This is a genomic window from Bacteroidota bacterium (genome assembly GCA_017303905.1).
Classification (GTDB): Bacteria; Bacteroidota; Bacteroidia; order B-17B0; family Aurantibacillaceae; genus JAHEYG01.
The window spans coordinates 330,896-355,150 of sequence record JAFLBH010000005.1; the positions used below are offsets into that span (position 1 = coordinate 330,896).

19 protein-coding genes and 2 tRNA genes are annotated in these 24,255 nt (G+C 36.6%); 13 read left to right on the forward strand and 8 right to left on the reverse strand.

Annotated elements, in window-relative coordinates:
* The first annotated feature begins 18 nt into the window (after positions 1-18).
* Positions 19-2,439, forward strand: a complete 2,421-nt coding sequence (locus J0L69_16765; protein ID MBN8694849.1) for a tetratricopeptide repeat protein — start codon at positions 19-21, stop codon at positions 2,437-2,439.
* Here J0L69_16765 and rnc read toward each other — a convergent pair.
* From rnc to J0L69_16785, 4 genes are all read right to left on the reverse strand, one after another.
* Positions 2,429-3,142: a ribonuclease III gene (gene rnc / locus J0L69_16770; protein MBN8694850.1), complete on the reverse strand. Its 714-nt coding sequence runs from the start codon at positions 3,140-3,142 to the stop codon at positions 2,429-2,431. The two genes, J0L69_16765 and rnc, sit on opposite strands and share 11 nt — an antisense overlap.
* 9 nt (positions 3,143-3,151) lie before the next feature.
* Positions 3,152-4,405 (reverse strand): beta-ketoacyl-ACP synthase II, encoded by a 1,254-nt coding sequence (gene fabF / locus J0L69_16775; protein ID MBN8694851.1) that lies wholly within the window; start codon positions 4,403-4,405, stop codon positions 3,152-3,154.
* An 18-nt stretch (positions 4,406-4,423) separates the two neighbouring features.
* Positions 4,424-4,660, reverse strand: coding sequence for an acyl carrier protein (locus J0L69_16780; GenBank protein ID MBN8694852.1), 237 nt, complete (start codon positions 4,658-4,660; stop codon positions 4,424-4,426).
* A gap of 133 nt (positions 4,661-4,793) precedes the next feature.
* Positions 4,794-5,111: a hypothetical protein gene (locus J0L69_16785; GenBank protein MBN8694853.1), complete on the reverse strand. Its 318-nt coding sequence runs from the start codon at positions 5,109-5,111 to the stop codon at positions 4,794-4,796.
* A 204-nt stretch (positions 5,112-5,315) separates the two neighbouring features.
* Between J0L69_16785 and rimP the strand changes: the two genes are divergently transcribed.
* The 4 genes from rimP (at position 5,316) to J0L69_16805 (ending at position 10,016) form a co-directional block, all read left to right on the forward strand.
* On the forward strand, positions 5,316-5,783 hold the full coding sequence (gene rimP / locus J0L69_16790; GenBank protein ID MBN8694854.1) for a ribosome assembly cofactor RimP: 468 nt from the start codon (positions 5,316-5,318) through the stop codon (positions 5,781-5,783).
* 13 nt (positions 5,784-5,796) lie between these two features.
* On the forward strand, positions 5,797-7,053 hold the full coding sequence (gene nusA, locus J0L69_16795) for a transcription termination/antitermination protein NusA (protein ID MBN8694855.1): 1,257 nt from the start codon (positions 5,797-5,799) through the stop codon (positions 7,051-7,053).
* 52 nt (positions 7,054-7,105) lie between these two features.
* Positions 7,106-9,865, forward strand: a complete 2,760-nt coding sequence (gene infB, locus J0L69_16800) for a translation initiation factor IF-2 (GenBank protein MBN8694856.1) — start codon at positions 7,106-7,108, stop codon at positions 9,863-9,865.
* A gap of 77 nt (positions 9,866-9,942) precedes the next feature.
* Positions 9,943-10,016: transfer RNA gene (locus J0L69_16805), tRNA-Ala, on the forward strand.
* Positions 10,017-10,049: 33 nt separating this feature from the next.
* Here J0L69_16805 and J0L69_16810 read toward each other — a convergent pair.
* Complete coding sequence (locus J0L69_16810) at positions 10,050-10,424, reverse strand: helix-turn-helix transcriptional regulator (protein ID MBN8694857.1); 375 nt, start codon at positions 10,422-10,424, stop codon at positions 10,050-10,052.
* A gap of 83 nt (positions 10,425-10,507) precedes the next feature.
* Between J0L69_16810 and J0L69_16815 the strand changes: the two genes are divergently transcribed.
* From J0L69_16815 to J0L69_16845, 7 genes are all read left to right on the forward strand, one after another.
* A complete protein-coding gene (locus tag J0L69_16815; GenBank protein MBN8694858.1) occupies positions 10,508-11,530 on the forward strand; it encodes a multidrug transporter in 1,023 nt (340 codons plus the stop codon).
* 5 nt (positions 11,531-11,535) lie between these two features.
* Positions 11,536-12,162, forward strand: coding sequence for a carbonic anhydrase (locus J0L69_16820; protein MBN8694859.1), 627 nt, complete (start codon positions 11,536-11,538; stop codon positions 12,160-12,162).
* A gap of 1 nt (position 12,163) precedes the next feature.
* Positions 12,164-12,781: an NAD(P)-binding domain-containing protein gene (locus J0L69_16825; GenBank protein ID MBN8694860.1), complete on the forward strand. Its 618-nt coding sequence runs from the start codon at positions 12,164-12,166 to the stop codon at positions 12,779-12,781.
* Positions 12,782-12,846: 65 nt separating this feature from the next.
* The gene (locus J0L69_16830) at positions 12,847-15,951 is read left to right on the forward strand and encodes a hypothetical protein (protein ID MBN8694861.1); all 3,105 of its coding nucleotides are present in this window, start codon (positions 12,847-12,849) and stop codon (positions 15,949-15,951) included.
* On the forward strand, positions 15,941-16,573 hold the full coding sequence (locus tag J0L69_16835) for a response regulator transcription factor (GenBank protein ID MBN8694862.1): 633 nt from the start codon (positions 15,941-15,943) through the stop codon (positions 16,571-16,573). Before J0L69_16830 ends, J0L69_16835 begins: the two co-directional genes overlap by 11 nt.
* Before the next feature lie 183 nt (positions 16,574-16,756).
* A complete protein-coding gene (locus tag J0L69_16840) occupies positions 16,757-19,183 on the forward strand; it encodes a TonB-dependent receptor (protein ID MBN8694863.1) in 2,427 nt (808 codons plus the stop codon).
* Positions 19,184-19,258: 75 nt separating this feature from the next.
* A complete protein-coding gene (locus J0L69_16845; GenBank protein ID MBN8694864.1) occupies positions 19,259-21,043 on the forward strand; it encodes a T9SS type A sorting domain-containing protein in 1,785 nt (594 codons plus the stop codon).
* 25 nt (positions 21,044-21,068) lie between these two features.
* On the opposite strand, the gene J0L69_16850 is transcribed toward J0L69_16845, so the two are convergent.
* The 3 genes from J0L69_16850 to J0L69_16860 form a co-directional block, all read right to left on the reverse strand.
* On the reverse strand, positions 21,069-22,151 hold the full coding sequence (locus J0L69_16850; GenBank protein MBN8694865.1) for an iron-containing alcohol dehydrogenase: 1,083 nt from the start codon (positions 22,149-22,151) through the stop codon (positions 21,069-21,071).
* 132 nt (positions 22,152-22,283) lie between these two features.
* Entirely contained in the window at positions 22,284-23,492 is a 1,209-nt protein-coding gene (locus J0L69_16855) for a DegT/DnrJ/EryC1/StrS family aminotransferase (protein ID MBN8694866.1), read from the reverse strand.
* 36 nt (positions 23,493-23,528) lie between these two features.
* Positions 23,529-23,990, reverse strand: coding sequence for a hypothetical protein (locus tag J0L69_16860; protein MBN8694867.1), 462 nt, complete (start codon positions 23,988-23,990; stop codon positions 23,529-23,531).
* Between the two features lie 191 nt (positions 23,991-24,181).
* Between J0L69_16860 and J0L69_16865 the strand changes: the two genes are divergently transcribed.
* Positions 24,182-24,254, forward strand: a tRNA-Lys gene (locus J0L69_16865).
* Position 24,255 lies beyond the last annotated feature (1 nt).

Below are 24,255 nucleotides of genomic sequence, written 5' to 3' on the forward strand. Positions count from 1 at the left end.
TTGCTAAATTTGTATAGCATGAGGGAGTTTAACATCAAAATAAATTACGTTCTCCTATTACTTACAGTTTTAATCGCTGGTCAAAAAACATTGGCTCAAAGCGAAAAACAAAAACTAGACAGCTTATTTAAAGTCGTTAAAACTGTAACGCAAGATTCCAGTAAAGCAAATGCCTACACCGCTATTGCCGAACAATACCTTTTATTTAATGTTGACAGCGCCTTCATTTTTATTAAAGAATATGATTTAATAGGGCAAAAACTTCAATCATCCAAAAATGAAAAACTTCATCAAAAAGGATTAAAACTTCACGCCACCGCTCTTCTGACCAGAGCTAACGGATATTTTTATTTAAGTCAGAACGACTCAGCTACACACTATGCCAAATCTGCTCTGGAAGTCTATAAAAAAATAAAAGATGAGCAGGGAATTGCGGCTTGTAATAATACGCTGGGAAATGTGGAAATGAATTTGTCAAATTTGGACGAAGCAGAAAGATACTTTATGTTAAATTATAACAACAGAAAAGTATTAGGGGTTTCTAAAATTGTAGGCGCAGCGTGTAATAACCTGGGAATGATTGCCGGTAAAAAAGCAGATTATAAAGCCGCTTCGAACTATTATCTGGAAAGTTTAAGAATTAAAGATTCCTTAGGGGATACGAAAGGTGTAGCAAAAACCTATAACAATTTGGGATTATTACATGCTGAACAAGGTGATGGAAAGACGGCCTTAAAATATTATAATAAATCGCTTGAAATTGATCTTGAATTAAATGATAAAAAAGGAGAAGCTGTTGCGTTGAATAACATGGCCATCATTTACTTTCAACACGAGAAAAATTATCCTAAATCAATTGAAACAAATGAAAAAGCTCTGGCCATACGTGAAGCCATTGGCGATAAAAAAGGTATCGGATCGTCTCTTAACAATTTAGGAACCATCTATAATGTTCTAACCGATTCCATGCTTAAGCATAATGAAAAAGAAAAAGCCAACGAATATCTTAAGAAGGCCGAAGATTATATTATACGGGCACTTGCAGTAAGAAGAGAAATTAAAGACCAGAACGGTGTTGCTTCAGCACTCAATAATCTCGGAAGTGTTTTTATATATAAAAACAAAATAGATGAAGCTATTAAAATTTGTAAAGAAGCTTTAGAGTTAGGAACAAAGTTACAAATCCCGGAAAGAGAAGAAGCTTCCTGCAAATGTTTATACGAGGCATATAACCGCAAGAAAGATTTTAAAAACGCGCTTTATTATTTACAACGCCAGATAGCGTTAACAGATTCGATAAGAAACGAAACAACCAAAAAAGAATTACTTACTAAAACACTTTCCTACGAATTTGAAAAGAAGAGTCTGGCAGACAGTTTAAAAAACGCTGAACAAATTAAACTGGAAAGATTAGACTTTGAAAACAAACAAACTAAGCAAAGGTATTTCACTATATCAGCCATTTTGGTTTCTGTTTTGATGTTTGTTTTATTGGCAGTAACATTCCGTAATTACAGAAATAAAAAGAAAATTTCGGAGACTTTAACCCGGCAAAATAAAATTATCACTCAGCAAAAAGAAGAAGTTGAGAGTAAAAACATTGCAATCAATCAACAGAAAGAAATCATTGAAGAAAAAAACAGAGAGATTGTTGATTCCATTCAATACGCAAAACGCATTCAAGATGCTATTCTCCCTGATAATAAAATTCTAAATGATTACTTCAGTGAATCCTTTATTTTATTTAAGCCAAAAGACATTGTTAGTGGCGATTTTTATTGGATTGAGAAAAAACAAAACACATTACATTTAGCTGTTGTAGACTGTACCGGTCATGGTGTACCGGGAGCTTTCATTTCTTTATTAGGTTATAATCTTTTAAACAGGTCTATTAATGAATTTAATTGCAAGAATCCGGCTGAAGTATTACAATGTATGGATGAAAAACTGGAAGAATTACTTCTGCGTTCATCAATTACTGTGCGAGACGGAATGGATTTAGCGTTTTGTACGTTTCATCAAACTAATAATGAAATCAAAATGAGTTTTGCCGGAGCACATAATCCATGTTGGTTAATTAGAAAAAAATCAGAAAAACCGGTTGGAAAAACCATTCTCGAATTTGATGAATATGCGCTTTATGAGCTGGCTGCGAACCGACAATCCATTGGAGGTTTTACAGATAAAAAACCGTATTTAGAAGAAAGTGTATCCCTCACTAAAGGTGATATGATTTATTTATTTAGTGATGGTTATGCCGATCAATTTGGTGGCGACAAAGGAAAAAAATTCAAATACGGAAAATTGCGTGAGCTTCTTTTATCTATCAATTCAAAGCCTTTAACATTCCAGCTCGATTCGTTAAATCAAACTATTGAAGCCTGGCGTGGTGAACAATCTCAAGTAGATGATATTTGTATAATCGGAATTAGGGTGTAATTGAAAGTTGTTCTAAAGTTAACTGTGCCGCTTTCTGTTCAGCCGAGCGTTTACTGTAATGCTCAAACTTCACATAAGGTTCATTATTAATAAACACCTGAACCGTATAAATTTTATCCCGACCGCGTTGCTCTTCACTCAGTAAACGGTACTCCAAACTTAGTTTATTTTTCTGTGTGTAAATCTGTAATTGGCTTTTGTAGTCTGAGTCCGTATTCGCTAACTCGTCTAAATTCAAATGCAGCTTGATAATACGTTGCACAATAAATTTCTTACATGCAGGAAATCCCTTATCCAGATAAATGGCGCCAATCAAAGCTTCAAAAGCATCGCCGTAAGCCGAAGACTTTCCCTTTTCGGTTTCTTTGATTCCTGTCTTCAAATATTTATCGATTCCAAACTTAATCGCGAGCTGTTGTAAAGATTGTCGGTTCACAACCTTTGATCTCAGTTGCGTAAGAAAGCCCTCGTCTTTATAAGGATATAATTTAAAAACATACTCGGCCACAACAGCGCCTAAAACGGCGTCGCCTAAAAATTCGAGGCGTTCATTGTTAACGGTCTCGCGCTTGCTACTATGTAAAAAGGCTTGTTTGTATAAAGAAATATTTCCGGGAGTAAATCCCAATACATTTTTTAAACTTTTAGAAAGTTCCTTTTCGGAAGAGTTTTTGAGTGTAAATCCCCTTAATAGCTTTAGCAAGCGAAAAAATTATGGATTATACTTGCGGAATACAACAGCAGCGTTGTGTCCGCCAAAGCCAAATGTATTACTGATGGCAACATCAATGTTACGCTTTTGTGCTTTATTTACTGTCAAATTCAGTTTTTGATCGATATCCGGATCCGGAGTTTCGAAATTAATGGTTGGAGGCACAATACCATTCTTAATAGCTAAAACTGTTGCTAAACCTTCAATTGCTCCGGCAGCACCTAATAAATGTCCGGTCATTGATTTAGTTGAGCTAATGTTCATTTTATAAGCTTGCTCTCCAAATACATTAACAATAGCTTTCAATTCGGCACCATCACCTAATGGTGTACTTGTTCCGTGTGTATTGATGTAATCAACCACATCGGCTGTAATACCTGAATCTCTTAATGCACGCTGCATAACCAGAGTAGCACCTAAACCTTCAGGATGCGGAGCAGTGATATGATGTGCGTCTGCACTCATACCTCCACCAATTACTTCAGCATAAATTTTTGCGCCGCGTGCTTTAGCGTGTTCTAATTCTTCCAAAACAAGAGCAACTCCACCCTCACCTAACACAAAACCATCACGGGTTTTATCATAAGGACGAGAAGCACGAGTTGGATCATCGTTGCGTGTACTCATGGCTTGCGCCGAATTAAATCCGCCAATACCACTCTCATTGATTGCCGCTTCAGAACCACCGCTCACAATAGCATTCGCTTTACCTAATCTGATATAAGTAAAAGCGTCGATTAAAGCTGATGTTGATGATGCGCAAGCAGAAACAGTAGTAAAGTTAGGACCGCGTAAACCAAAACGCATGGAGATATGACCCGAACAGATATCGGCAATCATTTTAGGAATAAAGAAAGGATTAAAACGTGGAGTTCCATCCCCTTTCGCAAACGCAAAAGTTTCAGTCTGGAATGTATCTAAACCTCCAATACCTGAACCCCAAATCACACCTACTTCATTCTTATCAATGCCTGGTTGGTCAATGCCCGAATCAGCAACCGCCTGTACGGATGCTGCAATACCATAATGACAAAAAGCGTCCAGTTTACGGGCTTCCTTTTTGTCAAAATAGTCATCTAAATTAAACCCCTTCACTTCACAAGCAAAGCGTGTTTTAAATTTAGATGCATCAAAACGCGTAATGTTTGCCGCACCACTAACTCCGTTTATTAAGTTAGTCCAATAATCCTGAACATTATTACCCAATGGAGTAATAGCACCCAGTCCGGTAACCACTACGCGTTTTAATTGCATAAGAAAATAAATTAACGATTATTTTGCGTTAGTTTCGATGTAAGTGATTGCATCACCTACAGTAGAGATTTTTTCAGCTTGTTCATCAGGAATCGCGATGTTGAATTCCTTTTCAAACTCCATGATTAATTCAACTGTATCCAAAGAATCAGCTCCTAAATCGTTAGTAAAGCTTGCAGTCGGAGTTACTTCTTTTTCATCAACACCTAATTTGTCAACGATAATTGATTTTACTTTGTTTGCTATGTCTGACATTTTATAAAGAATTTAAATTTGGCACAAAGATAGAGCTATCAGTAAAATATCAAAATAATTGAATGCTTTTTAAGGAACAGACTTTTAACAATATCCTTAATAAGTTGTGAACCAATAATTAATCGCAAAAGTATTACGACTTTTTCACGTCTTTGTGATGAGAATGACGCATTTTATGACGCAGGTGATTATGCTGAGAATGCTGCATAGCGTCCTTTGGCAACTGATCTTGTTTCTCTTTAAACACGTAATTCGTAATGATATAAATCAATAATCCCGCACCAATAAGTCCGCCCATTATATAAATACCTGTTAAGCTGTTAAACTCTTTACTTACGGTGTTTTTTAACTTTCCGCCAAAATCCGCATTAGCGAATAAAGAACTGAAAAGCAGAATGTTAAGCGCTAAAAAACGCTTCAGCCACATTCTATTTATTAAACTGTTTTTCATAGGAATATATATTTAAAGCATTATGCTTATTACTCTTCTTAAGTACAAAAGGGAGGCAATTCTGTAATAATATTACGACTAATAAGGCAAAAGGTTCGATAAAATTATTTTTTTTATTGAACAAAATATTGTTAATTTTGTATGCGAAAATAATAATGATAGAGAAAGGGGACGGAAAGTCCCCTCTTTTTTTGCCAAAATCAAATGATAACGAAAGAGCAGATAGCAGAATTGGCGAACGAGAAACTTCAAGGCACTTCCTTGTTTCTGGTAGACATTAAAGTGCTACCGGGTAATAAAATTGAGGTTTACGTGGATGGTGACAATGGAATTGGGATTAACGACTGTGTGAGTATAAGTCGCCATATTGAAGGTAGCCTCGACAGAGAAAAGGAAGATTTTTCGCTGGAAGTAAGTTCGCCTGACGCAACCAAACCAATTAAAATGGCGCGTCAGTATAACAAACATATTGGTCGCGATTTTGAGATAGTGCTAACGGATGCTTCCAAAATAACCGGCACTTTAAAGGCGGTGGATTCGTCGGGCAGTATTATAATTGAAACGGTAAGCCGCGAAAACAAACCGGTTGGTAAAGGAAAGATAAATGTGACTAAAGAACATCAAATACAATTAAACAATATAAAAGAATCAAAAATCAAACTTAAATTTTAAAAAAACAGAAATCATGGAAGGCGCAAACTTAATTGAATCGTTTTCGGAGTTTAAAGACATCAAAAACATCGATCGTGCTACATTAATGAGTATCATTGAAGACGTTTTTCGCAGCATGCTTGTGAAAAGATTCGGCACCGATAAAAATTTTGACATCATTGTAAACCCGGATAAAGGTGATATTGAAATCTGGAAAAACCGTCAGATTGTTGATGATGAGTTTGCTGAAGATTCTTTCGACTATGATGAAAACCGTCACATCAGCTTATCAGATGCTAAAAAAATTGAACCTGATTTTGAAATTGGTGAAGACGTGTCTGAACCTGTTAAATTGGAAGATTTCGGACGCCGTGCAGTATTGGCTATCCGTCAGAATTTAGTTCAAAAAATTCTTGAGCTTGAAAAGAGTGAAGTATATAACAAATATAAAGAGCGTGTTGGTGAAGTTATTACTGCTGAAGTATATCAAGTATGGAAAAAAGAAATCATGTTGATCGATGATGAAGGCAATGAGTTAATCTTACCTAAAACCGAGCAAATCCCATCTGATTTCTTTAAAAAAGGCGATACGGTGAAAGCTGTAGTTTCTAAAGTAGAAATGAAAGGCGGATCACCTTCTATTATCGTATCTCGTACATCGCCTGTTTTCTTAGAAAGACTATTTGAAACAGAAGTACCTGAAATTTTTGACGGATTAATTACCATTAAGAAAATTGTTCGTGAACCGGGCGAACGTGCTAAAGTAGCCGTTGAAAGTTACGACGATAGAATTGATCCTGTAGGAGCTTGCGTTGGTATGAAGGGTTCTCGTATTCACGGTATCGTTCGTGAATTGAAAAACGAAAATATTGACGTAATTAATTACACGGCTAATTCAAGTTTATTAATTCAACGTGCATTAAGTCCTGCTAAAGTAACCTCAATTAAAATTGATGATGAGAATAAGCGTGCTGATGTATTCTTACGCCCTGATCAAATTTCATTAGCTATCGGTAAAGGTGGATTTAACATCAAATTAGCTAGCAAATTAACCGGATATGAAATCGACGTTTACCGTGATACTGACACTGATGTAGAAACTGAAGACGTAGATCTTGATGAATTTGCAGACGAAATTGAACCAGCTATTATTGATGAACTAAAGGCGATTGGTTGCGATACTGCAAAATCAGTGCTTGAATTAAGTGATGATGAAATTAAGCGTCGTACAGGATTAGAAGAAGAAGCGATTTCTGATTTAAGACGAGTATTAGAGTCTGAATTCGAATAATTAAATAATTAACGCGCTTTATAATAAAAAAGAAAAGGAGTAAAAAACAAATATGTCAGAAGGATCAAAACAACTTCGCTTAACCAAAGTTGCCAAGGAATTTAACTTATCCCTCGGGAAAATAGTTGAATTTCTTACCGCAAAAGGCAAACCGGTTGAGAATAACCCGAATGCAAAAATCGGGGAGGAAGAATATTCTTTATTATTAAAAGAATTTTCAAGCGATAAAAGTGCGCGTGAAGAAGCTGAGCAAGTTTCCCAAACTATCAATAAGGTTAAACGCGAAACTATTGTCTTGGATGATAAAAAAGCCAAACAAAAAGAAGCTGAAAAGCAAGCTGAAGAGGTTGTAATAAAAGAAATAGCACCGGCTAAAGTTGCAACCAAAACCAAAAAAGTTGAGGAAGAAAAAACTGAAGTTGTAAAAACCGAAGTTGATAATCTTGAAGGACCAAAAGTATTAGGTAAAGTTGATTTGAGTAGTATCAATACAAAAACTAAACCTGATAAAAAATCGAAAAAGGAAGCAGAGAAAACAGAAGAGGAACCTAAGAAAGGTAAAAAGAAAGTAGAAGTTGTTGAAGAACCTGTTATTGAATCTCCTGTTTCTGAAACTCCGGTTGTGGAAGAAGAAAAAGTTGATTTTCTTGAAACACGCTACGAAAAACTTGACGGTCCGAAAATTTTAGGTAAAGTTAATTTACCGGTTAAGGACGATAAGAAAAAACCTTCACAAGCTGATTTAAATGCCGATAAGAAAAAACGCAAGCGTATTCGTAAAGGTGGTTTATCAGAGGAGGAAATTAAAAAAGTAGGTAAAGAGCAAGCTGATAAAGCGAAGGAACGTGCAAAAGAAAAATATGGAGATCCTCGTAAAAAAGGCGCAGCTAAACCACGTCATGAGTTAACCGAAGAAGAAATTCAAAATCAAATTAAAGAAACCTTAGCTCGATTAAGTCAGAAAGGTTCTAAGTCTAAAACTTCTAAGTACCGTCGCGAAAAACGTGATGAAGTACGTGAACGTTTGGCTGAAGAACAAGAGTTAATGGAAGCTGACAAGAAATTGCTTCGTGTTGCCGAATTCGTATCTGCAAACCAAATGGCGCAGATGATGAATGTGCCGGTAACAAATATTATTTCAACGTGTATGGCTCTTGGATTATTCGTATCCATTAACCAACGATTGGATGCCGAAACTATTTCAATCGTTGCTGAAGAATTTGGATATAAGGTTGAATTTGCCTCTGCTGAAGATGTTGAAAGTGTTAAAGAAGAAGAAGTAGACAAACCTGAAGATTTAGAATGGCGCCCGCCTATCGTTACCGTAATGGGTCACGTTGATCACGGGAAAACATCTTTACTTGATTTTATCCGTAAAGCAAATGTAGTTGCCGGAGAAGCCGGAGGTATTACTCAGCATATCGGTGCTTATAACGTAAAATTGCCAACAGGCCGTTCAATCACATTCTTAGATACTCCCGGTCACGAAGCGTTTACCGCGATGCGTGCACGTGGTGCTAAAGTAACCGACGTTGCCATTATTGTGGTAGCTGCCGATGATAGCATCATGCCTCAAACAAAAGAGGCGATTAATCACGCTCAAGCTGCCGGTGTACCAATGATTTTTGCAATCAACAAAATTGATAAGCCCGGCGCAAATCCGGATAAGATTCGTGAAGGTTTATCGGTGATGAATATTTTAGTGGAAGAATGGGGTGGAAAATATCAGTGTCAGGAAGTTTCTGCGAAACAAGGAAAAAACATTGACCTCTTATTAGAGAAAGTATTGTTGGAATCTGAAATGATGGATTTAAAAGCAAATCCTAAACGTCACGCTTCCGGCAGTATTATTGAAGCATCGATGGAAGAAGGTCGCGGTTACGTTGCAACCATTCTTGTACAAAACGGAACCCTGCGTATTGGAGATGTTATGTTAGCCGGATCTTACAGCGGTAAAGTTCGTGCCATGTTCAACGAGCGTGGCGTGAAAGTTACGGAAGCCGGACCATCTACGCCTGTTAAAGTATTAGGATTAAGCGGTGCACCAACAGCAGGTGATAAATTCAACGTGATGGAAGATGAACGTGAAGCACGTGAAATCGCAACACGTCGTTTACAATTACAACGTGAACAAGGTATCCGTACACATAAACATATTACATTAGATGAAATTGGTCGCCGTTTAGCGATTGGTGATTTCAAAGAATTAAACATCATTGTTAAAGGTGATGTGGATGGTTCTATTGAGGCCTTGGCAGATTCATTGTTGAAATTATCAACTGAAAAAGTTCAGGTAAACATCATTCACAAATCAGTAGGTGCCATCAGTGAAAGTGATGTATTATTAGCATCTGCTTCAAATGCTATCATCGTAGGCTTCCAGGTTCGTCCTTCTACGAATGCTCGTAAATTAGCTGAGACAGAAGAAATCGATATCCGATTGTATTCTATCATCTACGACGCTATTAACGAAGTAAAAGCGGCCATGGAAGGAATGTTGGCGCCTGAGTTTGAAGAAAAAATCACTTGTAATATCGAAATCCGTGAAGTGTTTAATATTACCAAAGTTGGAACTATTGCGGGTTGTTATGTGTTAGATGGTAAAGTAAACCGTAACACTAAAGTTCGTATTATACGTGATGGTATTGTAGTTCACTCCGGAGCACTTGGTTCATTGAAACGCTTTAAAGATGATGTGAAAGAAGTGGCCGCAGGCTATGAGTGCGGATTAAACATCGAAGGATATAACGACATAAAAGTTGGCGATATCATTGAAGGATACGAAATGGTAGAAGTAAAAGCCAAACTTTAATTAAATTTCGGCGGTAAAATATAGTACTGTGTATTATATTTGCCGCCGCAAAATGTTCATTTCAAAAATTAAATCTTGGGGGATTAGCTCAGCTGGCTAGAGCGCTTGCATGGCATGCAAGAGGTCACCGGTTCGACTCCGGTATTCTCCACCTAAAATCCCTGCTTCGTGCGGGGATTTTATTTTAAAGCTGTTTCTTCTGCTTTTTGAGTTTCTCATCGCTTATACCAAATTCTTTCATTAACGAAACTCCATAATTCCGTATGTGGTCAATTACTTTTATCGACTTCAATCCGCGCTTTGTTAAACTGTATTCAACGCGTGGCGGAACTTCAGCGAAGATTTTTCTACTAATAAAACCATCAACCTCTAACTCCCTTAATTGTGAACTGAGCATTTTATCCGATATACGCGGTAAACTGCTTTTTAATTCCTTATATCGTAAGGTTTTTTCTTTGAGTCGCCATAAAATAGGCATTTTCCAGGTGCCACCAATTCTATCCATAGCAAACTCCACCGGGTTATAATACAACTTATTGTTAAAATGAAAATCAGGCATAATTTATATTAAGTTAGTAACTTACTTTAAAGTTAGTATTAAATTCGTAAAAGCAAAATTTAGCAACTTTATAAAAACAAACAATGCATTCAGGTAAAAACTATTCGCTTAAAGAAGTTCTTTTCTGGACAAGAAGAGACATCTATTTCCTCTTGTCAATATCTGCTATCCCAACCCTCTTATATATATTTTTAGATTGGAAATGGCTTTCCATTCCTTGGCTGCCAATCGCATTACTAGGTACTGCTGTTGCCTTTGCGGTTGGTTTTCGGAACAACGCATCGTATGATCGTATGTGGGAAGCACGTAAAGCCTGGGGCGCCATTGTTAACGGAAGCAGAAGCTGGGGCATTATGGTGAAAGATTATGTAAGTAATAAACATGCGGCAGTGAAATTAAGCGATGCTGATTTAAAAATTGTGCAAATGCAACTTATCAATCGTCACATTGCCTGGCTAACCGCACTTCGTTTCCAATTAAGAGAAGCCAGAGCCTGGGAGGCTATTTATAAAAAACACAATCAGGAATATAAAAACAAATGGTTCAGTGTAAAGGAACATAACACTAAGTTAGAAGAAGAATTAAAAAACTATTTGTCACAGGAAGAGTTTAATCATGTGATGTCGAAAACAAATAAGGCGGCGCAAATTATCGCCTTGCAATCACAACAACTTAAAAATTTATTAGAGCAAGGTTATATCGAAGATTTCAGACACATGGAACTGGAAAAAATGTTAATTGAATTTTTAAATCAACAAGGTGTTTCAGAAAGAATTAAAAATTTTCCGTATCCAAGACAATATGCTACTCTCAATTTATATTTCATTCGCATTTTTTCCATTCTTGTTCCGCTTGGTATGATGAAGGAGTTTGACAAATTAGGAGAACATTTAATTTGGCTCTCGATTCCTTTCAGCGCTCTATCTACTTGGATTTTCACTACCATGGAAAAAATCGGTGAGTCTACTGAAAGTCCTTTTGAAGGAAGCGCCAATGATGTTCCAATTACTGCGATCAGCCGAACCATTGAAATTGACTTGCTTGAAATGTTTAATCAAAGTAATATCCCTGCTCCTATCAAATCTGAAAACAATATCTTAATATAATTCACATGAAAATAGAAGACGTTTTTAAAAACAATCAAAAATGGATTGCCGAAAAATTAGCAATTAATCCAAATTATTTCGAAGAACTTTCAAAAGGACAAGCACCCGAATTCCTTTATATTGGCTGCTCTGATAGTCGCGTGACCGCCGAGGATATTATGGGCGTACAACCCGGAGAAGTGTTTGTACATCGTAACATCGCGAATCTGGTAAACAATATTGACTTAAATGTTATGTCAGTCGTAAATTATTCTGTACGTCATTTAAAAGTTAATCACGTTGTTGTATGCGGGCATTATAATTGTGGTGGAGTTAAAGCCGCTATGCAGTCAGTTGACTTAGGCATTTTAAATCCATGGTTGAGAAATATCCGAGATGTTTATCGTTTACACAAGAATGAATTAAATGCGATACAAAATGAAACGCAACGTTATAACCGCTTGGTGGAATTAAATGTACAGGAACAATGTGTGAATCTTATAAAAACGGCTGCCGTTCAACAAGCATACAAAGAAAGAGGATTACTGGTGCACGGTTGGGTTTTTGATGTTAACACAGGGAAATTAATAGACCTGAAAATCAATTTTGAAAACGTATTAAAGAACATCATGGAAATTTACAGATTGGATTAACATGAAAATTGCAATTATAGGAACAGGAAACGTAGGTGGCGCCTTAGCTACCAAGTGGGCGAAGTGCGGTCATGAAATTACATTAGGCGTACGCGATACAACTAATTTCAAGGGAAAAGAATTGCTAAACAACCCAAACACAACAGTTGATACCATTACTCAAGCCGTAAAAAAATCTGAAATTATTTTAATAGCAACACCAGCAATTACCGCAGTAGAAGTTGCGCAATCATTAGGAAATACAGAAGGCAAAGTTATTATTGACACCATGAATATTGTGATGGGAAAAGGTCCTTCCGGATTCAGTAACACCACCGATGCAATTCTTGTCAATACCCAAACTAAGGATGTTGTTAAATGTTTTAATACGACCGGATTTAATAATATGGTAAACCCGGTATATAACAACACGGCAATTGATGTATTTGTTGCTGGAGACAGCTTAAAAGGAAAGGATATCGCCACACAGCTGGCAAAAGACGCAGGATTTGGCGAATGCTATTCTGTAGGCGGGAATGACCGATTTGAACTCATGGAGAAATTCGCTTTCTTTTGGATTAACCTGGCCATGTTTAAAGGACAAGGCAGAGACATTGCATTTAAGCTTTTGAAGCGATAATCAATTCGTTACTTACCCCAAAACGGGTGATGAATTTCACCTTTTTATTTACGACATTTGTATAGATGCCTAAATTCTTTCGTCTATACTTTATACTTGTAGTTTTTACGCTTAACAAGGTTATTGCACAAGACCATGGTTTTTTTAATCAGGTTTGGCTGGAGGAAGGCTTGTCACAAAGCAGTATCAGCTCCATCGTACAAGATAAGAAAGGCCTCATGTGGTTTGGTACACAAGACGGTTTAAATCGTTACGACGGTCGATTGATTGAGCACTACAATTTTAAACCTTTCGATTCTAAATCTATCAGCGGTGATGATATTACCGGATTTTGTATTAAAGATAATAAGCTTTACGTAATTAGCTCGGGCGGATTGGACGTTATGGATTTAAACAACCAAAGCGTGGTTCACTACAAAGAAATTATCAAAGAAAAAGAAAAACCTGCTATCATCTCTCGCATTTGGAATATCAATGGCATCATTTACTTAAACACTAATAAAGGATTTACAAAACTTACCGAAAGCAACAATTCATTTAAAATTGAACCTATCCATTTTAAAGAGAAAGAAAAAAGCGAGTTACGAACTAATGTTTATTCTCTCTGCTATAGTGGGAATAATTCGATTTATGCCGCGACTAATAAAGGGCTATTTGTTATGGATTACGGCAAAACTGAATTTTCTCCTGTATTCGATATCAATACCCTTGTAAAAACAGACGCTAATTCTGCCATCGATTGCCAAACTATTCTTTTTAAAAACAATAAAATTTATTTTTCCATTGCTCAATCATTTTATGTTTTAGATATTCCGACATCACACATTAAAATGATTCCGCTACCATCATTTGCCCCTTCAATCATCAATCACAGTTACATCGATAATCTTGGTAAAATTTGGTTAGGAACGAATGGAGCCGGACTATTCCGATTAAGTGGCACTCTAAAAGATTCCATTTATCTGGAAAAATCATTTAACAAAAATTCAAATGAACAATTTGGGTTGAAGAGCAATGATATTTCAAGTATTTACCAAAACACTATCTCCAATTCCGATATTGTTTGGATTGGTACACGGGATGCCGGCGTGTTTAATTACAGCTATTCTAAAAATTCATTCGACCTAGCATCCTCTATTTTAAAAAGCAACGAGCCAAACTATTTTGGTATTGTAAAAGACAAAGATGGAGTAATATGGTCGGGATTTAATTATGGAATTCTGAAACTTGACAGGAAAAATAAATCGTTTTATCTCATTAACCTTACCGGGCAGCTAAGTAAAATTCAGAGATTTATTGAAGCAATTTATTGTGATGATGAAAATACAGTTTGGACAGGTTTCGGTAATTCACTCTATAAAATCGACAAGAAGAACAACACTTTAATTCCTGTACTGGAAAATATTTATCCCGGTAAACGTAACCAAGTCTTTAGAATCTTAAAATATAGCGACAGCGAAATATTACTATGTAACACGCAAGGTGTTTTAATTTACAATATTAAAAACGGAGCAACTGAATACAGAAACGAAGCGGATGTAAATGGTGAAAAGGTAAAAATAGAAGGTTCTAATTCATTCTTTATCGACAGCAAAAAAAACTGGTGGATTGGTAGCGCACGTGGCTTATTGTATATAAACAATACAACCGGAAAAGGAAAATACTTTACGCATGTTGTAGATGACACCAACAGTCTTGTTTCAAGTCGCATCATGGATATCAACGAAACTAAAACCGGGGATATTGCTGTTGCCACTACGAAAGGATTAAGTATTTTAAATAATCCTGACGGACAAACTAAATTCAGAAATTACCATAACGTCAAAGGCTTATCAAACAATTTTATTTACGGTTTATTGCGTGATGATAAAGGGAATTTCTGGATGAGCACGAATCTTGGCATTTCAGTTTACAATCCCGATAAAAATGAATTCAAAAGCTACAGTGCTTCCGATGGCGTTTGTATCAATGAGTTTAACTCTGCAGGCTTCCATAAATCGTTTGATGGTGAATTACTATTTGGAGGCATTGGCGGCTTAGTAAGTATTTATCCAAATAAGCAAATCATTAATAAAGTTGTACCTAATGTTTTTCTTAAGTCATTAAAGATTGAAAATTATAATGATAGCATTACAATCAATCTTAATTCACTGGAATTAGATTATAACCAAAACAAAATCAACTTTGAGTTTGTTGTACCCGATTTCCAAGGTGCTGATAATATTAACTTGTTTTACCGATTTAAACCCAGCGGTAAATGGACAAAAATAAATCCTTCGAAAGTTTTTTCACTCACCTTTGCCAAATTAGCGCCGGGCTCTTATAATTTGGAAATTAAAGCAGTAAACTCAGAAGGGATTGAATCTAAACCTCTCGCCTACTCCTTCACAATTAATCCGCCTTTTTGGAATACCTGGTGGTTTTTTGTTTTAATCATCGTTGGAATTATTTTAGCAAGCTGGGGTATTTACCGAATTCGCTTACATAATAAAATTGAGCACATTAAAGAAGTAGAAAGAGTACGTAAAGAAGAAAATGAAAAAGTACGTAAAGCCGCGGCTCTTGATTTACATGATGAATTTGGAAATGGATTAACCCGCATCTCAATGCTAATTGAAATGGCACGGATTCATATCCCAAAAGAAAATAAAGAAGCTAACGGAATACTTGATGTCATCTCACAAAATTCTCAACGTTTATATCAAGGCACTAAGGATTTTATTTGGTCTATCAATCCCGGTAATGATAATCTTTACGAAATAATTATCAGGGTAAAAGACTTTGGTGACGAATTATTTTACGGAACCGGATGCACATTTGAAGTTGAAGGACTGAATGATGAACTAAAAAACATCAAACAATTACCAAGTGCCGGACGAAACATTACAATGATATTTAAGGAAGCTTTGTCGAATATTGTAAAACATTCAAAGGCCAATAAGGTGAACCTTACTATTACACCAAATGGCTCTAGCATTTATGTAAAATTAAAAGATAACGGCATCGGATTTGAAGAGAAAGCAGGGAAAAATAGTTTTGGATTATCTAACATGCAGCAACGCGCCAGTCGTGCCTCTGCAAACATAAATATTCGTTCAGAAAAAAATAACGGAACAGAAATAACCTTAAGCATTCAAAAATCACTTAATACAATTTCGCATGAAAACTAACGGAACAAAACGAATTATAATTGTGGAAGATGATGCCATCATCCGCAATGCATTTGTAACTCTTATCCAACAAAATGGTGACTACACCGTAGCTAATGCCTATGATAATGCAGAAGCTGCCATTAAAAACCTTAACAATGATACACCTGACATTTGTTTAATGGACATCGAATTGCCCGGTATGAATGGCATTGAAGCCATCCCTAAGATAAAAGCAATTATGCCAAACACACAAGTAGTTGTTGTGACTGTATATGAAAACGATGAATTGGTTTTTAAAGCGCTTTGCGAAGGCGCAAGTGGTTATCTTACTAAAAACATGCCTCCGCAAAAATTAATCGAATCACTAAAAGAATTAGAAAATGGCGGCGCGCCTATGAGTACTAACATTGCGCGTTTAGTTGTTTCCTCCTTTCATAAAAACCGTCAGAGTCCGTTAACAGCGCGTGAGCTGGAAGTACTTGAATTACTCGCTTCGGGGAAAAGTTATTCTACCATTGCCGACCAACTTTTTGTTGATAAGGAAACCATTAAATCACACATTAAAAATATTTACTTAAAGCTTGAAGTACACTCCAAAGCCGAAGCTATTGAGAAAGCCCGTAAAAGTAAATACATCTGATTTTAACTTTTCTTTAACACATCCCCCTTCATGGGGGATTTTTTTTGTCGTTTACCTAACGTTTGTAATACTGCTCCTTCTCCTTAGGCCGCTTACACAACTTGATTACCATTCAACACAATCACCCAAACAGGGTGTAAACTTCTTTATCGGTACAAAATAACTTTATAAAAAAATAAACGCATGAAAAGGCTATTTATCTGTTTATTGATACTCGCTGCTACTTGTTCCTTCGCAAGTAAAGCGTTTAACAATGGTATCATTTCAGGCACAATTAAAGATGATAAGCTAGAAGTGATTCCTTTTACTACGGTATTTCTAAAGAATCTATCCGACTCCTCTTTATATAAAGGAGAAGTATCTAATGAAGCAGGGGAATTTTCATTCAACAACATTAAAGAAGGAAATTATTTCGTAGAAATAAAATCAATTGGATATCAATCTTACCGCAGTGCCAAAATTTCGATTTCCGAATCAACACCTGAATTAAAACTAGGGACTATTGCTTTAAAGTCTGAAGTAAAAGATCTCAACACGGTTAATATCATTGCGGAAAAACCTTTCATTGAAAGACAAGTTGACAGAACGGTAGTGAATGTTGAAAATAGTATTATTCATAGTGGATCTTCGGTAATGGATGTAATGGAAAAATTACCGGGCGTACAAGTTAACCAAGACGGGCAAATTAGTTTAAAAGGTAAGCAAGGTCTTATAATAATGATAGATGGGAAACCAACTACTATGTCAGGTCAGGATTTAGCTAATTTTTTAAGAAGCAGTTCAGCCTCCCATGTACAGAAAATAGAAATTATCACAAATCCCTCTGCTAAGTACGATGCTGCAGGAAACGCAGGAATAATTAATATAGTCATGAAAAAAAATAAGCGTGAAGGATTTAACGGCAGCGTGAATGCAGGTTACGGGCAAGGTAGGTATGAAAAAATGAATGCCGGAATTAATATTTCCTACAAAGAAAAAAAATACAACCTCTTTGCAGGTTACAATTTTTCTTACAGAAAAGGATTCAATAATTTAACGCTAAACCGAAAGTTCTATTATGCTGATACACTAAATACTATTTTTGATACAGATAATTATATTGTATTTCCATTTAATACACATTCTCCCAGAGTTGGTGCGGATTTCTTCCTGTCAAAACGCACCACTTTATCATTAATAGGTAGCAGTGTACTCAATAGCTTTAATTCTATAGGTGATAATCACACAAACATTCTGAATGGCAATGGCACCAAACTATACAGTTATGATTTTAAAAACAGGTCATATACCAATTCGTTCAATTACTCAGTTAATTCACAATTAAAACATCAGCTTGATACTACAGGAAAAGAAATTACTGTTGATTTAGATTATGCTACCTATGGAAATAACGCCGACCAAAGATTTACGAATACAACCCTTAATAACGACGGTGGACTGATCAATGAAACTATTATGATTGGCGACCAGGATGCAAGCCTTAGTATTTACTCGGCAAAAGCAGATTATACAAACCCCTTTAAGAACGGATCGAAACTTGAAGCCGGCTTAAAATCAAGTTACGTGGAATCTGATAGCGACATTAAATTTTACAACCAATCTGAAAATAACTTAGTATTTGACAGTTTGCAAAGCAACCACTTTATATACAAGGAGAATATTAATGCCGCCTACCTCAACTACTTTAAAGAGTTCACAAAACTAAGTTTACAAATTGGATTAAGAGCTGAGCATACAGGTGCCGATGGAAAACAATTAATCACCGGCCAGACATTTAACCGAAATTATGTTCAACTTTTCCCCTCCGTATTTGCAGATTACAAAATCAATAAAAATCATGGAATCAACATAAATCTCGGCCGACGCATTGACAGGCCGGCTTATCAGCAAATGAATCCTTTCAGAAGATTTATAGACGCAACAACCTTTTCAGAAGGCAATCCATATCTTTTACCTCAATTAACTTACAATTCAGAACTTACTTATTCATACGCTAATATGTTTTTCTTAACATTAGGTTACAGCTATACAACAGATAACATTACAGATGTTTTAATTCAAGACGGAGAAAAGAAAATTACCATTCAAACCGTAGCGAATCTTGCAGAAGTTCATTCGTACAACGCCAATCTTGTATTCTCGAAAAAACTAACAAAATGGTGGACAACCAATACAAGTATACTAAGCTATTACACCCAATACACAGGAACCGTAAATAATTATTCATTTAATCAAGGCTGGCCTTCCTTTACATTTAACAGCTCCAATAGCTTTTCTATTGGTAAAGGCTTATCTGCTGAGTTGAGTTTCATTTACAATCACAAAACCTTATATGGAGTTACATTCATAAATCCAAATCATAATTTAACTGCCGGATTGCAGCAATCGCTACTCGACAAACGCGCTACTATCACTATCAACTACTCAGATATTTTCTGGAAAGCCTATCCAAGCGGGGTGACACAATTTGGAAACGTAAACGAACACTGGTCGGCTAAACGTGATACCCGTGTATTAAACATAACTTTTAATTATCGATTTGGTAAAGGCCAGGTACTGAGAGGAAGAAGAAACACTGGTGCTGATGATGAAAAACGAAGAGCCGGATAAAATTTAACTATTTCTAAACTGATTTAACTCTGTAGAAATTATATTTTATGCAATTACTTTGTAAATTAGCAATGCATGAGAACGATTTTTTTGCTTTGCCTTTTTACGAGTTTCATTTGCGGATTTAGCCAATCGGATTTTAAATCCATCATGCGCGAACAATCTGAATTTTATTCAGCTTTCAAATTTACCAACGATAATTCATGGGATAGCCTAAACACCATTATCAATGGCTCTTCTCCGTCCGGAAAATCAAACCATAAAACCACAGCTTGCAATCTCACCAAAAAAGTGTTCGGATGGCATCCGTATTGGGTAGGTTCTGTTTACACCGCGTACGATTGGAATATGTTGAGTGATTTCTGTTATTTCGATTATGCTGTTTCTCCAACAACCGGGCAAAACACGAATACTTCTTTTGCATGGAGCACAAGCGCGGCAGTAACAGCTGCAAAAGCCAATGGTAAAAAAATACATATTTGCGCTACACTTTTTGCTGCACACTCTACTTTTTGGGCTTCATCAACTGCTCAAACGACTTTCATTAACAACATCGTTTCTTTATTGAATTCGAGAGGAGGAAATGGTGTAAACATCGACTTTGAAGGAATGGGGAGTGCCGATAAAACACCTTTCAAAAACTTCATGATTAATTTGAAAAACGCTTTAACCGCCGCAAATCCGAATTACGAGTTATCCATGGCGCTTTACGCTGTAGAATGGAGTTCAACTTTTGATATACCGGCCTTAAATCCCATTGTTACTAATTTCATTATTATGGGATACGATTATTATTATGCAGGTAGTACTTCGGCCGGACCTGAATCTCCTCTCTATAATTTTCAAACAACTTACAATTACACCGTAGCAAAATCCATTACTTACTATTTGAAACAAGGTGTTACTGCTTCCAAACTTTTATTAGGATTACCGTATTACGGCCGCGAGTGGGAAACCGTTAGTGCAACAGCACCGTCAACTACAACAGGAAATTTCACTTCCTCTCGTACCTACAGTTATGTAAAAAATAATCCTACAACCTATTCTGCTTCCAATAAAAAATGGGAAAGCACCTGTTATAATCCGTTTTATGTTTACTTAAGCGGTGGTATGAATCGTCAGTGTTGGATTGATGATGTTTACAGTATGGGGCGTAAATACGACTTGGTAAATCAACGTCGAATTGGAGGAATTGGTATTTGGGCTTTGGGTTACGATAATGGTTATAACGACTTATGGCAACTGATAGAAGATAAATTTTCGAATTGCGCCGTACAACCCTGCACGGATAGTTTATTTGACATGGGCGGACCTTATCGAAATTATTACGACAATGAAGCTTACAGTTATAGCATTGGCCCAAATGGCACCAGCAAGGTTCAATTGCAATTTAAAAGCTTTGCCTTAGAACAAGGATATGACACTTTGTTCCTGTATAACGGTTCAACAACCGCGGCACCACTTATTGGCGCTTATACCGGAACCAATAGTCCGGGCACAGTAACCTCAACCGGAACCGTTATTACCATTCGTTTTAAGTCGGATGTTGGCGTAGTGAATTCAGGATTTAAACTAATTTATAATTGTGTAAGTGCGACAGACATAAATGAAGCGGCAGAACAAAACAAAACACAGATGGTAATATTTCCGAATCCGAGTTCGGAATGGTTATACATAAAAAGCGAAGGAGATATCCGGCAAATTAAATTAACGAATACTTTAGGCGAAGAGATTTTCTATAGCAAGAATAGGATTTCAGAATTAAACTTGAAAAATTTTAATTTACCAAATGGTATTTACTTCCTGGATGTAATGAGTGTAAACGACAGACAAACATTCAAAATCATTTACCAGAATTAAAAAAGCCCCTTACGGGGCTTTTTTCTTAGAGTCTTCTAAACAAATCTTTGATATAATCCATAGTGGCAATCTCTTTATAGTTGTCACCAAAAGCGTGATTCCACATGAAAGGTAAATTATAAGATACCTGTGCCATTTTAGTAATGGTTTCTTCGTCCCACTCTTTACTTAATCCCTTCGGTAAATTTATTTTATGAGTTTCTATCATTTCTGAAAACTCTTTATGTCCTTTCGGATAAATATCGCCGAGATGCTGGAAAATAACACAGTTCGCATAACAGTGACGTGTTCCATGAATTTTAGATAAGCCATAACTTAATGCATGACACACACCTACTTCGCTGTAAGTTAAACTTAAGCCACCCATCAACGAGGCTACCATTAATTTATCATTGTTCTCAGGAGTTTGTCCTGAATTCTTCCCCAAATAAACTTCACGGCATAATTTCAAAGCTTGCTCTCCGTAGGCTAAACTAAAAGCATTATTGCGAATGCCGCTTTCACTTTCAATACAATGGATGTAAGTATCCATGCCGGTAAAGAACCACCAATCGGTAGGAACAGAAGCGATTAATTCAGGATCTAAAATCACCTGATTAAAAACTGTCCAATCACATTTCAAGCCCAATTTTTTTTCCGGTCCGGTTAATACAGCTGTCATACTCACCTCTGCACCAGTTCCCGAAATAGTTGGAACACCCAAATGATAAACACCGGGCTTCTTCACTAAATTTAATCCTTGATAAAGCGTTGAAGAACCTTCATTGGTAAGCATTAACGAAAGTGCTTTCGCGATATCCATAATACTTCCACCACCAATTCCGATGACTCCACTCGGTAAACCTTTCTTTGCTAAAATCTCATCACGCAGCGAATCAATTTGCTCAGTTGTTGGTTCATTTGGATCTACATCAATGAAATAAATTAAATCTTCCGGTTTATTCTGAAGATTATTAGATAAAGGTTTTCCTTTAAAATAATTATCTACTACGTAAACAAAATATTTATTATTCTCCTTACGAATCGGTTCGATTGTTTCTGCCAGTTGCGCAAAAGAGCCGCGACCGTAGGTCACTTTCTCTATATTTTTGAAATTCTTATGTAACATATTAAAATTATAATTGCAGTTCTCGACTCCGCTCGAACTGACATTCTTTTCATCTGCTGTCACATCGAGCGGAGTCGAGATGCAACCAGTTTATTTATATCAGTTCTCAACTTCCAGAACGAAGATGTTTAATTAAGCGTTAACTGTTTTTGTTGCTTTTACAAAGCACTCCGATATTTTCTTCGCTAAATCCTTCATTTGTTCTTCTGTCCACGACACACGAACACCAAAAGAAATTAAACGACCAATTACATTCTGTGTTTTTGGTAAATCGAGGTTTTTATAATCCTGAGGCGCACCCAAAATCTGAATTGGTAATTTAGAAACCGTGCTCATGTTTTTAATATGATCCCACTGATTAATGAAATGATACATGTTTTTATACCAATAATCGAAACCCGCTACACCGGCAGCTTTCATTTCATCAATGGTGCGTTGCGTTGTTTCAACATCAGGTAATAATAAATTCAAGAAAGTAGCAGAATCTCCGTCCGGATCAGCAAGACGTGCAAAACCAATTCCCGGTGTTTTAGATAATTCATTAATCATAAACTGTTTATTCTTACGATTAATCTCACGGATTTTAGGAACCTTGCGTGTTTGTGCCGCTCCCACTGCCGCATTTAATTCACCGATTCGGTAATTAAATCCTAAATACGGATGATTTTCCATACCACGAATTGCGCCAATATGATCGTGACCGTGATCGCTATAAACATCTGCTTTTTTATAGGTTTCTTCATCATTCGTTACTAAAACACCGCCTTCACCTGCAGTTGCAATTTTAAAGAAATCGAAAGAGTAAGAACCTGCTTTACCAAATAATCCCGTGTAAGTTCCTTTATACGACGAAGCGAACGCTTGTCCGGCATCTTCTACTAAAGTTAATTTATGTTCATTCACCACCTTCATGATGGCATCCATATCGGCCATACCGCCACACATATGTACTAAACAAACTCCTTTTGTTTTAGGAGTAATCGCCTTTTTAATACCCTCAGCACTCAAGCAAAGAGTTTCATCTACTTCCGCAAATACCGGAAGAGCGCCAACAAATAAAACCGCTTCAATAGTAGCAATAAATGTAAATGGAGGCACAATAACTTCATCGCCTGTTCCAATACCCGAAGCAGCCAAAGCTGTAGCAATAGCTGTGGAGCCTGAACTCATTGCGTGAGCATATTTTGCGCCGGTAATTTTCTTTACCTCATTTTCGAAATCTATCGCTTTCCAGTGATTATTGCGTTGCGCATCATGTTTATAGCGGAAAAGGATTCCGGTTTCCAATACATCGTTAACTTCTTTACGCTCTTCGGCGCCAAATAATTCTGTTCCTGGCATGGTATTAATTTTTTACAAAGATAGGGGGTTTTGAGGCTAATTAGGAGAAAAATACAGGTTATTATCAAGATCGGAAACACCAAAATTCACTGAACTTAATTTGCCATTTTGATAATAGCAATCGAGGTTGGCATCGTCGAATGAGATGCGTTTTTCGCCCCACTCATGATTTTCGGTATCGGTTAAAGAAAACCCGTTTGATTTCATGAGGGCAATCAGTTCCTTCTCGTTTAGAGTGAATATTTTATGGTTAAATAACGTGGTTTCAGGATTATCCACCTCCACGCTATTAAAGGTTTTATTTTTATGATTATCGAAGAATAAAGAAAAACCATGATCCCAGTAATGCATCACATAAGAGGAGGCCCCGAGAAGGTCATCATCAAGGGTTTCGGCTTCCTCGGCCGGACCGAAAAGCTCAGTAGCCTCAGTTACGGATTGCCCGAAATTAAGGTTACAAAAGCCTCTGAGAAGCTTGATATCAGGGCATAAGCTCATAATCGTTTAAATTTATCGAAAAGCGTTAATAATAGGAAAAACTGTGCGTAAATTTTTCTTAAAAAAAATTTTGTGGCTAGGGTTTAACCTTTTATATTTGCAGCCCTGTTACAGAAGTTCTTTATAATTTGTTCCGCACACGAAATTGTCTACCTCGGTAGGCAGGCACTTATAAAGAGTAATGATATCTCGATTCCGTAGCTCAGCCGGTAGAGCATTACACTTTTAATGTAAGGGTCCTGGGTTCGAATCCCAGCGGGATCAC